Here is a 13,492-nt window from a genome sequence, read left to right as displayed (position 1 = left end):
CTTGGGTGCGGTGGTCTGGTGCGGGTTGAGTGGGGCTTTTTGCGCAGTTCCCCGCGTCCCTTGGGGCGTTGCGGTTTGCGGCGTTGAGGGCTGCGCGTCTCTCAGGGGGTTGCCCCGCCCGGCACGGAAAGCATGCCCCGACAGGGTTCTAGCCCTCGGCCAGCAGTCTCTCCAGGACTACCGCGATGCCGTCCTCGTCGTTCGACGATGTCACCTCGTCGGCCACTGCCTTGAGTTCGTCGTGGGCGTTGGCCATGGCTACGCCTCTTGCCGACCAGGCGAACATCGGGAGGTCGTTGGGCATGTCGCCGAAGGCGATGGTGTCCGCGGCCTTCATGCCCAGGCGGCGGGCCGCCAGGGAGAGGCCCGTGGCCTTGGAGAGGCCGAGCGGGAGGAGTTCGACGATGCCCGCGCCGGCCATGGCGACCGTGACGAAGCCGCCAGCGGCCTGACGGGCGGCCTCGGCCAGCTCGTCGTCCGTGAGGGTCGGATGCTGTATGTAGATCTTGTTCAGCGGGGCCACCCAGAGATCGGCCGCCTCCGTGAACGGCGTCGCGGGCAGGCCGCCGTGCAGCGCGTACCCCGGTCCGATCAGGACCTCGCCGTCCAGGCCGTCCCGGCTCGCCGCCAGGTGCAGCGGGCCGACCTCCGCCTCGATCTTGGCGAGGGCCAGGCCCGCGAGCTGCCGGTCCAGGGTCACCGAGGTCAGCAGGCGGTGCGCGCCGGCGTCGTAGACCTGGGCGCCCTGTCCGCACACGGCGAGGCCCTGGTAGCCGAGGTCGTCGAGGATGTCCCGGGTCCACGGGACCGCCCGGCCGGTGACGACGATGTGCGCGGCACCCGCTTCGGTGGCCGCGGCGAGGGCGTCACGGGTGCGGCCGGAGACCGACCCGTCGGAGCGCAGGAGCGTTCCGTCCAGGTCGGTCGCGACGAGCCGGTAGGGGAACCCGGTACTCACTTGGTCACCGGCTCCAGGATCTCCCGGCCGCCCAGGAAGGGACGCAGCACCTCGGGCACCCGTACGGAGCCGTCGGCCTGCTGGTGGTTCTCCAGGATCGCCACGATCGTGCGCGGTACGGCGCACAGCGTGCCGTTGAGCGTCGCCAGCGGCTGCACCTTCTTGCCGTCCCGCATCCGCACGGACAGCCGGCGGGCCTGGAAGCCGTCGCAGTTGGAGGCCGACGTCAGCTCGCGGTACTTGCCCTGGGTCGGGATCCACGCCTCGCAGTCGTACTTGCGGGACGCCGACGCGCCGAGGTCGCCCGAGGCCACGTCGATGACCTGGAAGGGCAGTTCAAGGCCGTCCAGCCACTGCTTCTCCCAGTCCAGGAGCCGCTTGTGCTCGTTCTCCGCGTCCGCAGGGTCGACGTACGAGAACATCTCGACCTTGTCGAACTGGTGCACACGGAAGATGCCGCGGGTGTCCTTGCCGTAGGTGCCGGCCTCGCGGCGGAAGCAGGGCGAGAAGCCCGCGTAGCGCAGCGGCAGCTTGTCGGCGTCGAGGATCTCGTCCATGTGGTACGCGGCGAGCGGGACCTCGGAGGTGCCGACCAGGTAGAAGTCGTCCTTCTCCAGGTGGTACACGTTCTCCGCGGCCTGGCCGAGGAAGCCGGTGCCCTCCATGGCGCGCGGGCGGACCAGCGCCGGCGTCAGCATCGGGGTGAAGCCGGCCGCGGTGGCCTGCGCGATCGCCGCGTTGACGAGGGCCAGCTCCAGGAGCGCGCCGACGCCGGTCAGGTAGTAGAAGCGTGAGCCGGAGACCTTGGCGCCGCGCTCGACGTCGATGGCGCCCAGCGCCTCGCCGAGCTCCAGGTGGTCCTTGGGCTCGAAGCCCTCGGCGGCGAAGTCGCGGATGGTGCCGTGCGTCTCCAGGACGACGAAGTCCTCCTCGCCGCCGACCGGGACGTCGGGGTGCACCAGGTTGCCGAGCTGCATGGCGAGGCGCTTGGTCTCCTCGTCCGCCTCGTGCTGCTCCGCGTCGGCCGCCTTGACGTCCGCGGCGAGCTGCCCCGTCTTCTTGAGCAGCTCGGCCTTCTCCTCGGGGGAGGCCTTGGAGATGAGCTTGCCGATGCTCTTCTGCTCGGAACGCAGCTCGTCGAAGCGGACGCCGGACGACCTGCGCCGCTCGTCGGCGGAGAGGAGGGCGTCGACGAGCGCGACGTCCTCTCCACGGGCACGCTGGGAGGCGCGCACACGGTCGGGGTCCTCACGGAGCAGGCGAAGGTCAATCACGCGGTCCAGGCTACCGGTGCACGAGGACGCCCTTCGACTCATAAAGGGTGGGGACGGCTTACGTTCGGCTATGCGTCAATTGCCGGATGTGTCAATAAAGATCTTGGAGTTCCCTGGAACGAGGGAGCGGGGCGGCGCCTGGTTGACTGGATTCCCTTGTAGGGAACGGGACTTGGCGATCCGGTTGTCCACAGAAATCCACACCCCGGAAAAGTTATCCACAGGCTGTGCGGAAGATCTGTGGACATCGGAATTGATCACTTCGAGAGTTCCGGCCGAAGGTCTGGATTCCCAGGGCAAACATCACTTACGCCCACTTTCGAGTGGAATTGTGTCGCTCTGAAGAGTTGCCCAATGGAAAACAGTGGACGAAGGGTGACGTGCGCGCCGGTGGACGCTCTGGGGCTCTGTGCGGCGATTTGTCGACTGACTCGCGCTGTGGTGTCGACTTGTCCCTAGGTCGAGAAGGGCACCTGTGGATAACCCCTGTGGATAACGAAAATCAGCAGGTAGCACCGGTGTGACGGGTGTGACTGATGAGGTGCCGACGCGGTGCGACGGAGAGGACGCGAGCACAGCTCTGGTCCAGAACCGGCCGCCCCAGAACCGGCCGACCTAGAACCGGCCGTCCTGGCAGCGCGCGACCCAGTCGGCCGCCGACACGAACTCCTCGTCCGACGTCCCGACCGGCCGCGGGCGTACGTCGTCCACGGTCACGTCCGCACGCGGGTACGAGCCCAGGTACCGCACCTGGAGGCAGATCCGCTTCAGCCCCATCAGGGCCTCGGCCACCCGGCGGTCGGAGATATGGCCCTCGGCGTCGATGCAGAAGCAGTAGTTGCCGATACCGGCACCGGTCGGACGCGATTGCAGCAGCATCAGGTTGATACCGCGGGTGGCGAACTCGCCGAGCAGGTCACGCAGTCCACCGGGGTGGTCGTCGCGCTGCCACAGCACCACGGACGTCTTGTCCGCGCCGGTCGGCGCCGCGGGGCGCGCGGGCCGGCCCACCAGCACGAACCGGGTCTGCGCGTTCTCCGCGTCGTGGATCTCCGTCTCCAGGGCCACCAGGCCGTACCGGGCGGCGGCGAACTCGCCCGCGAAGGCGGCGTCGTACTGCCCCTCCTGCACCAGCCGGGCCGCGTCCGCGTTCGAGGCGGCCGACTCCCAGTGCGCGTCCGGGAGATGGCGCTTGAGCCAGTTCCGCACCTGCGGCTGGGCCGCCGGATGCGCGGAGACCGTCTTGATGTCCGACAGCTTGGTGCCGGGCCTGACCAGCAGCGCGAAGGTGATCGAGAGGAGCACCTCGCGGTAGATCATCAGCGGCGCCCCCGCGACCAGTTCGTCGAGGGTCGTGGTGATGCCGCCCTCGACCGAGTTCTCGATCGGCACGAACGCCGCCTCGGCCTCGCCGGCCCGCACCGCGTCGAGCGCGGACTGCACGGACACGTACGGGACGAGCTCCCTGGTGGCCGTTTCGGGAAGCGTGCGCAGGGCGACTTCGGTGAAGGTGCCCTCAGGGCCGAGATACGCGTAGCTCGCTGGCATGCCCTCACCCTAATGGGCCCAGGGAGAGGGGGCTCACGCGCACAGCCCCCGTACGACTACCCCTAAGTACGACTACCCCTCGAACAGCGCCTGCCCCACATACCCGCCGTCCGTCGCGCCCCCCGGCACCGCGAACAGGCCGCTCGCCTCGTGGCGCACGAACTTCGACAGCGCGTCCCCGCGGTCCAGCTTCCGCTGCACCGGCACAAAGCCGCGCAGCGGATCCGCCTGCCAGCAGACGAAGAGCAGCCCGGCGTCCGGCACCCCGTGTGTGTCGAAGCCGTCGTGGTACGAGAAGGGCCGCCGCAGCATCGCCGCGCCCCCGTTCTGGTCGGGCCGGGTGATCCGCGCGTGCGCGTTGATCGGTACGACCAGCGCGCCCTCGCCGTCGACCTTGTCGAGGTTCATCTCGGTGGTCTCGGTGCCCCCGGACAGCGCCGCCCCGTCGGACTTGCGCCGCCCGATGACGCCCTCCTGGTCCGCGACGGAGAGCTGCTCCCAGTCGTCGAGGAGCATACGGATGCGGCGTACGACCACGTAGGAGCCGTTCGCCATCCACGCGGGGTCCTTGGTGGGCTCGGCCGGCACCCAGATCCGCCGGTCGAAGTCGGGCTCGGCGGGCTTGGGGTTGCGGGTGCCGTCGAGCTGGCCCATGAGGTTGCGCGCGGTCATCGGGTGGGAGGTGGCGCCCGGTGACCGGTTGAAGCCGTTCATCTGCCAGCGGATCCGGGCGGCGCTGCCCGCGTCCTTCTGGATCGCGCGCAGGGCGTGAAACGCCACCAGGGCGTCGTGCGCGCCGATCTGCACCCACAGGTCGCCGTTGCTGCGGGCCTTGTCGAGGTGGTCGGAGGAGAAGTCGGGCAGCGGGTCGAGGGAGACGGGGCGCTGCTTCTCCAGGCCCGTACGCCCGAAGAAGCTGTGCCCGAAGCCGAAGGTGACGGTCAGCGACGACGGTCCGGCGTCCCGGGCCACGTCCGTGTCGCCCTGTGCGGCGGCCTCACCCGCCATCAGCCGGCGGGCCGTCTCCGACCAGCGGCGCAGCAGCGCGGCCGCCTCCTTGCGTCCGGCGCCCGGCGCCAGGTCGAACGCGGCGAGATGGCCGCGGGCGTGCAGCGGGGTGGTGATCCCGGGCTGATGTTTCCCGTGAAACATCGCCTGCCCGGTGCCGAGCGAGGTGAGGGGTGTCGCCTGCGCGGGTGCGGCGGCATAGCCCACGGCTCCGCCGGCGGCACCGAGCACCAGGCCGGTCGCCCCGGCGGTCCCGAGCAGCGCCCGCCGCGAAACACCCCCCTTGAGGGAGGCACTTTCGAACTTAGGGGAGGCACTTTCGGAATCGCCCTCCTGGGGAGGTGTGACGGGCGCCGTCAGGGGCGGTTCAGCCGTGTGGTCAGCCATGTCCGTGCTCAGCCGATCTGCGCGTTCTTGGAGACGGTCACCTGGTCGATGTCGGAGGTCCGCACGGTCACGGCGATCTTCCACTCGCCCGCCATGGGGATCTGCACTCCGCTCGCGGACCAGTGCCCGGTGGTGATGTGGTCCGGGACGACGGGCAGCGGCCCGATGTCCTTGGACTCCAGGGTGAAGGCCAGCTTGACCTCGGGGACGTCGAACGCGCGCCCGTTGGGCCGCTCGGCATACACGTGCAGCTCGTTGCCGCCGACCCGCGCGGGATCGATGTCGAGCCGTACGACGCCCTTGCCGTCCTCGCCGCCGGTGTCGAAGGTCATGTCCAGCGTCACCGCGCCGGTCGCCGGACCGGACGCGTCGGCGGCGGCCGAGGTCGCGGCCTTGGCGTCCTCCTCGGTGCGCCCCGGCTCGGTCGACGTCAGCATGGTGGTCACGGCGAGCAGCACCACGGCGACGGTGGTCTCGGCGAACACCGAGCGGCGCAGCCCGAACCGGTTGGGGTCCGCGTTCCGCAGCTGTCTGCGCTTCGCCGTCTCGGTGGCGGCCCGCTGCCGGGCGAGCTGGGCGGCCCGCTTGGAGTCGGCGCCCTTGCCGGACCCGGCGCCCTTCTCGGCCTTCTCGCCCTTCTCCGACGTCCGGTCCTTCCCGGAACCGCGGCCCTTCTCCGCCGTACCGCCACCGCTCTTCCCGGACCTGCCGCCGGCCGGGGAGCCGGCGCGTGCGCCGACCTTCTCGCGCTTGCCGCTGCCGACGGCGACCGCCGACTCGGCGAGCCGGGCCGTCCAGCGGCGGGACATCCAGGCGATGCCGACCAGCACGACCACCAGGCCGAGCTTGACCAGCAGCAGCTGCCCGTAGCGGGTGTCGGTGAACGCGCCCCAGGAGCCGAGCTGGCGCCAGGACTGGTAGATGCCGGTCGCGACGAGGGTGACCACACTGCCGAACGCCACCCGGGAGAACCGGCCCACGGCGTCCGCGTCCAGCGGCGTCTCGGCGGGCGCCCAGTACAGCGCGACGAGCAGGGCGCACAGTCCGCCCAGCCAGCCGGCGACGGCGAGCAGATGGAGGATGTCTACCGGCATCGCGATCCCGGGCTGAAGTCCGGTCGAGGCGTGCTCGGCCATCGCCCAGCTCGCCGCGAGCCCGGCGGCGACCACGAACCCGCCGACGGAGAGCCCGAAGGTCAGATCCCGCTTCTCGTCGTCCTCGCGCTTGTCGTACGCCCCGAAGAGCACGGCGATGAACAGCGCGCCCGCGGCGAGCAGCAGCAGCCGGGAGACCAGCGCGGCGCCCGTCTTGGTCTGGAGCACGTCGCCGAGCAGGTCGAGGTCGAAGATGTCGCCGAGCTTCCCGGAGGTCGTGTACGCGCCGCGCAGCAGCAGCAGCCAGAGCGTCGCCGCGGTCAGCGCGACCCATCCGGAGACCACAAGGCGCTGGAGGGCCCGCACACCGGACCCGTGCTGCCAGCAGGCCAGGACGAACGCGGCGCCACCGGCCAGCAGAATGAAACCGGCGTACGACGCATAGCGCCCGAACCCGTACAGCGCGCCGACGACCCCGCCGCCCGCGTTCTGCGCCTCGGCGGACACCGAGGTCGCGGAGGGCGCGCCGATGGAGAAGGTGTAGGCGCCGGAGACGGGATGGCTGTCGGCGGAGACGACCTGGTAGGTCACCGTGTACGTGCCGTCGGGCAGGCCCGAGTGCAGGGGCACGGCGTACGTGGTGCCGCTGATGTTGGTCGCGGCGCCGCTGTCGGCGCGCTCGCCCTTGGGGTCGAGCACCCGCAGACCGGCGTCGGAGATGGAGACGGGCTCGGAGAAGGTGAGCGAGACCTGGGTCGGCGCCTTCTCGACCACCGCCCCCTGCTGGGGGTCGCTGCCGGTGAGCGCGGCATGCGCGGAGGCCGGTCCGGCGCTCGTGAGCAGCGCGCCGGCGACGGCCACCAGCAGCAGCACCAGGGTCCGCAGACGGGGGGCGATGGACTGCGTCAAGGTGGTCCCTCCCTCAGTTCCCGGAGTCGGGGTTGTACGTGGCCGACTTGACCGGGATCTCGACGTCGACCGGCGAGAGGCCGGTGAAGTGCAGCTCAAGGGTGACCTTCTCGCCCTCCTTGGGCTTGCGCTTCAGTTTTTCGAACATCAGATGGTTGCCGCCGCTGCTCAACTCCAGCTTCCCGTGCGCCGGGACGGCGAGGGAGTCGACCTCGCGCATCGCGTTGCCCTCCGTCTCGTGCACGGTGACCTCGCCGATGTCGCTGGTGACGGAGGTCAGCCGGGCCTGCTCGCCGCCGTTGTTGGCGATGGTGAGGAAGCCGGCGGCCATGGTGTCGGAGACGGGCTGCGGCATGTAGGCGGAGCTGACGGACAGTTCGGCGCCCTGCGGATCGTCGGAGCCGCAGCCGGCCAGGACCAGCGCGCCGGCCAGCAGCGCGGCGGCCGTCACGGGACGCCTTGCAGGACGCCGTGCAGGACGCCTGACGGAACGCCTCACGGGTTCTGCCCCTTGATCAGCTTGGGCAGGTCCTTGGTGTAGTCGTCGACGGTGGCGTCCTCGCCGTAGAGCACGTAACCGCCGTCGGTCTTCGGGGAGAACGCGACGACCTGGGTGCCGTGGGTGGAGACGACCTTGCCGTCCTTGTCCTTGGTCGGCGGTTCGATGGAGATGCCCAGGGTGCGGGCGCCCGCCTGGATGGTGGCGAAGTCGCCGGTCAGCCCGACGACCTGGGTGTCGATGCCCTTGAGCCACTTGCCGAGCGCGGACGCGGTGTCGCGCTCGGGGTCGGTGGTCACGAACACCACGCGCAGCTTGTCCTGTTCGGCCTGCGGCAGCTGCTTCTTGGCGACCGCGATGTTGTTCATGGTCAGCGGGCAGATGTCGGGGCAGTTGGTGTAGCCGAAGTAGATCAGCGTCGGCCGGCCCGCGGTCTCCTTGCGGAGGTCGTACGACTTGCCGTAGGTGTCGGTCAGCACCAGGTCCGGCTTCTCGAACGGCTTGTCGAGCACGGTGGCGGCCTTGTCCGAGCCGGGCTCCTCGGAGACCACGGAGACGGGCGAGGCGGAGTCGTCGCCGCTGCCGCAGGCGGAGAGGGTGAAGGTGGCGGCGGCGAGCAGGGCGGCCGCCGCGAGGGTCTTCTTCTTGTTCTTACGCACGCTGTGCATGTGGAGAATGTCCTAGATGTGAAGTTCTGGAGCGAGAGCCGGGGCCGTACGGCGCGAAGTCCCGCGAACCGCCGAGGAGGCGGGCCGCACGGCCCCGGTACTCACCGCGGACGGAGACGTGACGGAGACGTCAGGCCGCGGTGCCGCGCCGACGGCCGGCCAGCACGCCGTACGCCACACCCGCCGCGCCGATGACGATGCCGACGATGCCGAGGACCCGGGCCGTGGTGTCGGACGAGTCGCCGGACTCCTCGGAGGAGGCGGAGGTGTTGGCGGCCGCCGCGCTCGCGTCGTCCGAGGGCTCCTCGCTCGACTCGGAGCCGGAGGAGGCGTGGTGGTCCTCGGTGGCCGCGCTCAGGGCGAGCACCGGCGCCGGGTTCTCGGGCTCCTCCTGGCCGTCCTCGGGGACCTCGATCCAGCGCACGACGTCCTTGTTGGAGTACGTCTGGATCGCCTTGAAGACCATTTCGTCGGCGTCGTCGGGCAGCGCGCCCACGGAGACCGGGAACTTCTGGAAGAAGCCCGGCTCGATGCCCTTGCCGTCGGCGGTCCAGGTGACCTTGGAGACCGCCTCGGTGATCTGCGTCCCGTGCGAGTCGATCGGCTTGTCCAGCTTGTCCGTGGTCACGTCGATCTTCCAGCCCGGCACCGGCTCGGGCCGCACCGAGGCCAGCGGGTGCTCGGTCGGGAAGCTGACCTCCAGCTTGGTGGTCGAGGCGTCGTCGCGCTCGTTGGGGACCCGGAAGTCGACGACCGCGTAGCCGCCCTTGGCGGCCGCGCCCTCCGGCTGCACGGTGACATGCGCGAACGCGGGGGAGGAGAGGACGACGACGGCCGTCGCGGCGACGGCACCGACGGCGGCGATACGGGAAGCCTTCATGGTGGGGAGCACTCCACTTCGGGTGGGAATCCGCTGGGAATCCGTTGGGAATCCGTTGGTGAGGAAGAGGGGTACGCGCGCGTGGAGGTGCCCTTCGAGGGACGTCCGGGACAACCGGGCACACGCGCGTGCCGCGCGACGGCGGCAACCTCCCGAAGGATTCGTACGAGGTGGCGGTCGCGTCGCGTCAGGCGGCGAGGTCGAACACGGCGGGCGGCGGGCCGCGCCGGATCACCGAGTGCCTCAGCGCGGTGCTACGGGGCTCGGGGGGCGTACAGCGGTCGGCGCGCACGGCGCACGAACCGGCCCGCGGCGCTCCCGGAAGCCCGGCACGCAGGGCGCGCACCAGAGCGAGGGCGGCGCGCAGCGATCGTACGGACGCCCCCTCGGCGACTCCGTGCGCCGACAGTTCCACGAGCCGGAGCAGCGCCAGGTCGCCGCGGCGCAGCAGCCAGCCCGCGGCGAGCGCCGCGAGGACATGGCCGAGCAGCATCGGCAGGGAGGGCAGCAGCGCGGCCGAGGAACCGGCGGTGGCGGACATCGCGTCCGCCGGATGGTGCCCGGCGGCCGTCATACCGTCCGGCGCGAGCCGGGCGTCGGTCAGGATCCGGTGCGCCTCGGCCGGACTGAGTGTCGCGGCGGCGCTGCCGCACACCAGCCGCGCGGCCCGCTCCACGAGCGAGGCGTCGGCCGACGTGGCGGAGGCCGCGGCGGTGCCGGTGGTGGTGGCCGCCATGCCGTGCTGGCCCAGGCCGAACAGCGTGTGCAGTACGGCCTGTCCGGCCGCGAGCAGGGTGACGATCCCGGCCAGTGACCGCTCCCGGCCGGCGAGCGGCGCGGCGACCGCGAGCACTCCGGCGAACCCGGCACCCAGCGCCCACAGCGGCACCGCCGCGCAGGACGCGAGCGCGTGCCCGGCCGCGGACAGCACAACACAGACCGCGGCGAACACCGCGGCCCGCAGTATCCGGAGATCTCCTCCGGAGCGCGCCCGGGGCGGGTGGGGGGCAGACATGGCGGGCTCATCATCGCACTGGCCTTACCCGCCCCATACGGCAGGTCCACAAGATTCTCCGTGAACCGGAAGGTCGTCGTCTGCGCCGAACCGGCCCGACTCGTGCACCTCAGGCCCCACATACACCGAATGCCACCTTGATTGCATCCGCCGTATGGGCGTTATCACCTCGGAACCGAGATTGCACAGGGACTTGCGCGGCAATACGTAACGGTATGTCGAGCCGCGGCCAGGAGGCTGGAGCATGAGCATCTGGTGGTCACTCCATCTGCGGCGTGAAGCTGCGAGCGTTCCGCTCGCGCGGCGCCTGCTGCTCGGCACCATGGAGACCGCGGGCGTCGACCCCGACGTCTCGTACGACCTCTCCGTGGCGCTGAGCGAAGCCTGCGCGAACGCCGTCGAACACGGCGGGGGCATGGCACCCGGCTTCTCGGGGGCGTATCGCGTCACGGCCTATCTGGACGGCGAGAAGTGCCGTATCGAAGTCGCCGACTCCGGTCCGGGCTTCACCGCCGACCGGTCCGTCCGCCTGGGCCACGACGAGGCCGAGGGCGGACGGGGCCTGTATCTCATCCGTGAACTCGCCGACCACGTCCAAATCGGCAACAAGCCCGGCCGGGGTGGCGCGGTGGTGAGCTTCGACAAGATCCTGAAATGGAGAAAGGACGCACCGCTGATCGCGGTGTAGCCGCCGTTCGTTACGTTACGGCGATGAAGAGCCCCGAGGACGAGGCGCTGGCGGCTGCCGCCGTGACCGCGCTCACCGGACAGCTGGCGCTCGCTCCGAAGCCCGGGCTGCCCGACCCCCGCGATCTCGGGGCCGGCGCGGGCCGCCGGGACCACCGTGCCCTGCGGTGGACGGCGAAGGCCCTCGCGCCCGGTCTCACCGCGATGGCGGCGGCCGCGCGCCGGGCCGGGGAGCCGACGGCGGAACTCCGCGCCGAGCTGGGCGCGATCGGGCGCTCCACCGAGCACTGTGTGGAGCGCGCGGGTGGTGGACACCGGGGTGCCCTGTGGACCCTGGGGCTGCTCGTCGCGGGTGCCGCGCTGGTGCCGGGCGGGTCGGCGGAGGACGTCGCCCTGACGGCCAGGCGGATCGTCGCCCACTCCGACCGTGCCGCTCCGCCGCGGCCGTCCCGGGGGTCCACGGTGTCGGCGACGTACGGGGCGGCGGGGGCGCGTGGGGAGGCGCGGGCGGGTTTTCCGCACGTCCGTAAGGCCGTTGTGGCGTTGGACGCGGCGCGGGACGCGGGGGTGCGCGAGTCGCGGGCCCGGCTGGACGCCCTCCTCACCGTGATGGCGTCTCTTCCCGACACGGAGCTGCTGCATGTCGCCGGGCCGCACGGGTTGCGGCGGGTGCAGGGGGCTGCGCGGGGGATTCTGGACGCCGGGGGGACGGCGTCCGAGGAGGGCGGGGAGGCCCTCACCCTCTTCGACGCCGAACTCCTGTCCCGGGGTTGGAGCCCAAGAGGCAGCGCGGGGCTGCTGGCGGGCGCCCTCTTCCTGGACACGGTGACGCGGGCCGCGTGAGCCGGGACGTTGCGCGGGCCTGCGCAACGTCCAACCGCGGGTGTGGGTGGCCCCGCGGGGCGTTCGCGCAGCCCGGCGCCGACGGGGTGCCGCCGCGCCCACCCGTGCCGCAGGGCGGCACGATTGCCCGCGGCTCAGCCGGGAGGCTTTCAGGGCCCGCGCGTCACCCCCGGAGGGATGCCATCCAGGACTCGACCTCCGAAGACTCCCGAGGCAGCGCCGCGCTGAGGTTCCGGTTCCCCGACCCCGTCACCAGGATGTCGTCCTCGATCCGCACCCCGATCCCCCGGTACTCCTCGGGAACCGTCAGATCGTCGGCCTGGAAGTACAGTCCCGGCTCCACGGTGAGGCACATCCCCGGCTCCAGCACCCCCTCCACATACGTCTCCGTACGCGCGGCGGCACAGTCGTGGACGTCCATGCCGAGCATGTGCCCGGTCCCGTGCAGCGTCCACCGCCGCTGGAGCCCCAGCTCCAGCACCCGCTCGACGGGCCCCTCGACCAGCCCCCACTCCACCAGCCGCTCGGCGAGCACCCGCTGGGCGGCATCGTGGAAGTCCCGGTACTTCGCACCCGGCTTCACCGCCGCGATCCCGGCCTCCTGGGCGTCGTACACCGCGTCGTAGATCTTCCGCTGGATGTCGCTGAAGCGGCCGTCGACCGGCAGCGTCCGCGTGACGTCCGCGGTGTAGTACGTGTGCGTCTCGACGCCCGCGTCCAGCAGGAGCAGGTCGCCGGACCGGACGGGCCCGTCGTTGCGCACCCAGTGCAGCGTGCAGGCGTGCGGCCCGGCCGCGCAGATGGAGCCGTATCCGACGTCGTTGCCCTCGACGCGCGCGCGGAGGAAGAACGTGCCCTCGATGTACCGCTCGGACGTGGCCTCCGCCTTGTCGAGCACCCGTACGACGTCCTCGAAACCGCGCACGGTCGAGTCGACCGCCTTCTGGAGCTCGCCGATCTCGAACTCGTCCTTGACGAGCCGCATCTCGGAGAGGAAGACCCGCAGCTCGGCGTCGCGCTCGGCGGTGACCTTGTCGGTCAGGGCGGCCTCGACACCGGCGTCGTACCCCCGTACGACCCGGACCGGACCGGTGGACTCGGTGAGCGCCGCGGCCAGTTCACGCACGTCGGACGCGGGGATGCCGTGCAGCTGCTCGGCCTCGGCGAGCGAGTGCCGGCGGCCGACCCACAGCTCGCCCTGGCCGGAGAGCCAGAACTCGCCGTTCTCGCGGTCGGAGCGCGGCAGGAGGTAGATCGTCGCCGCGTGCCCCTCGGCGCGCGGCTCCAGGACGAGCACCCCGTCCTCGGTCTGGTTGCCGGTGAGGTACGCGTACTCCACCGAGGCCCGGAACGGGTAGTCGGTGTCGTTCGACCGCGTCCTGAGGTTCCCCGCGGGGATCACCAGACGCTCGCCCGGGAAGCGGGCGGAGAGCGCGGCACGGCGGGCGGCGGTCTCGGCGGCCTGCGCGAGGGGCCGCAGATCGTGCAGCTCCGTGTCGGCCCAACCGGACTGCATGTTCTCCGCGAGCTCGTCGGACACGCCCGGATACAGACCGTTCTTGCGCTGCTTGATCGGCTTTTCCGACTCGGTTTCCGAGTCCTCCGGGGTCGCCGGTGTGAGCTCGTCCGCCACGGTCATCCTCCTCGATACGGCACTGGACCGCCTCCATCGTACGGTCGTACGGCAGGAGGCCCAGGGCCCGGAAGACCCGTCACGGGCAG

At 71.3% G+C, this 13,492-nt stretch carries 12 protein-coding genes; 2 read left to right on the top strand and 10 right to left on the bottom strand.

What is annotated here, in order from left to right; translation table 11 throughout:
* Window positions 1-148: 148 nt before the first annotated feature.
* The 9 genes from ACIQAC_RS09055 to ACIQAC_RS09015 all read right to left on the bottom strand — a co-directional run bounded on the left by ACIQAC_RS09055 (window position 149) and on the right by ACIQAC_RS09015 (window position 10,240).
* Window positions 149-958 carry an HAD family hydrolase gene (locus ACIQAC_RS09055; protein ID WP_402188487.1) on the bottom strand — a complete coding sequence of 270 codons (810 nt, stop codon included), beginning with the start codon at window positions 956-958 and terminating at the stop codon, window positions 149-151.
* Window positions 955-2,232, bottom strand: coding sequence for a serine--tRNA ligase (gene serS / locus ACIQAC_RS09050; RefSeq protein ID WP_402188485.1), 1,278 nt, complete (start codon window positions 2,230-2,232; stop codon window positions 955-957). Before serS ends, ACIQAC_RS09055 begins: the two co-directional genes overlap by 4 nt.
* Window positions 2,233-2,847: 615 nt before the next feature.
* Window positions 2,848-3,780: a prephenate dehydratase gene (gene pheA, locus ACIQAC_RS09045; RefSeq protein WP_402188483.1), complete on the bottom strand. Its 933-nt coding sequence runs from the start codon at window positions 3,778-3,780 to the stop codon at window positions 2,848-2,850.
* A 72-nt stretch (window positions 3,781-3,852) separates the two neighbouring features.
* On the bottom strand, window positions 3,853-5,175 hold the full coding sequence (gene efeB / locus ACIQAC_RS09040) for an iron uptake transporter deferrochelatase/peroxidase subunit (RefSeq protein WP_402188481.1): 1,323 nt from the start codon (window positions 5,173-5,175) through the stop codon (window positions 3,853-3,855).
* Window positions 5,176-5,183: 8 nt separating this feature from the next.
* Window positions 5,184-7,178: a copper resistance CopC/CopD family protein gene (locus ACIQAC_RS09035; protein WP_402188479.1), complete on the bottom strand. Its 1,995-nt coding sequence runs from the start codon at window positions 7,176-7,178 to the stop codon at window positions 5,184-5,186.
* Between the two features lie 13 nt (window positions 7,179-7,191).
* The gene (locus ACIQAC_RS09030) at window positions 7,192-7,629 is read right to left on the bottom strand and encodes a copper chaperone PCu(A)C (protein WP_402188477.1); all 438 of its coding nucleotides are present in this window, start codon (window positions 7,627-7,629) and stop codon (window positions 7,192-7,194) included.
* Between the two features lie 44 nt (window positions 7,630-7,673).
* Complete coding sequence (locus tag ACIQAC_RS09025) at window positions 7,674-8,345, bottom strand: SCO family protein (RefSeq protein WP_402188475.1); 672 nt, start codon at window positions 8,343-8,345, stop codon at window positions 7,674-7,676.
* Between the two features lie 130 nt (window positions 8,346-8,475).
* On the bottom strand, window positions 8,476-9,225 hold the full coding sequence (locus tag ACIQAC_RS09020; RefSeq protein WP_402188474.1) for a YcnI family protein: 750 nt from the start codon (window positions 9,223-9,225) through the stop codon (window positions 8,476-8,478).
* A 187-nt stretch (window positions 9,226-9,412) separates the two neighbouring features.
* Complete coding sequence (locus ACIQAC_RS09015; RefSeq protein ID WP_402188472.1) at window positions 9,413-10,240, bottom strand: hypothetical protein; 828 nt, start codon at window positions 10,238-10,240, stop codon at window positions 9,413-9,415.
* 244 nt (window positions 10,241-10,484) lie between these two features.
* On the opposite strand from ACIQAC_RS09015, the gene ACIQAC_RS09010 reads away from it, so the two are divergent.
* The gene (locus ACIQAC_RS09010; RefSeq protein ID WP_402188470.1) at window positions 10,485-10,928 is read left to right on the top strand and encodes an ATP-binding protein; all 444 of its coding nucleotides are present in this window, start codon (window positions 10,485-10,487) and stop codon (window positions 10,926-10,928) included.
* A 23-nt stretch (window positions 10,929-10,951) separates the two neighbouring features.
* Complete coding sequence (locus ACIQAC_RS09005) at window positions 10,952-11,770, top strand: triphosphoribosyl-dephospho-CoA synthase (RefSeq protein WP_402188469.1); 819 nt, start codon at window positions 10,952-10,954, stop codon at window positions 11,768-11,770.
* A 163-nt stretch (window positions 11,771-11,933) separates the two neighbouring features.
* Here the strand turns inward: ACIQAC_RS09005 and ACIQAC_RS09000 are convergent, their stop codons facing one another.
* Window positions 11,934-13,403: an aminopeptidase P family protein gene (locus ACIQAC_RS09000; RefSeq protein ID WP_402188467.1), complete on the bottom strand. Its 1,470-nt coding sequence runs from the start codon at window positions 13,401-13,403 to the stop codon at window positions 11,934-11,936.
* Between the last annotated feature and the right edge of the window lie 89 nt (window positions 13,404-13,492).

Origin of the sequence: Streptomyces sp. NPDC088387 (assembly GCF_044753385.1) — a bacterium.
In the GTDB taxonomy this organism is placed as follows: Bacteria; Actinomycetota; Actinomycetes; order Streptomycetales; family Streptomycetaceae; genus Streptomyces.
The sequence above is the reverse complement of the archived record's forward strand: the minus strand, read 5'-3'. Positions and strand labels throughout refer to the sequence as shown.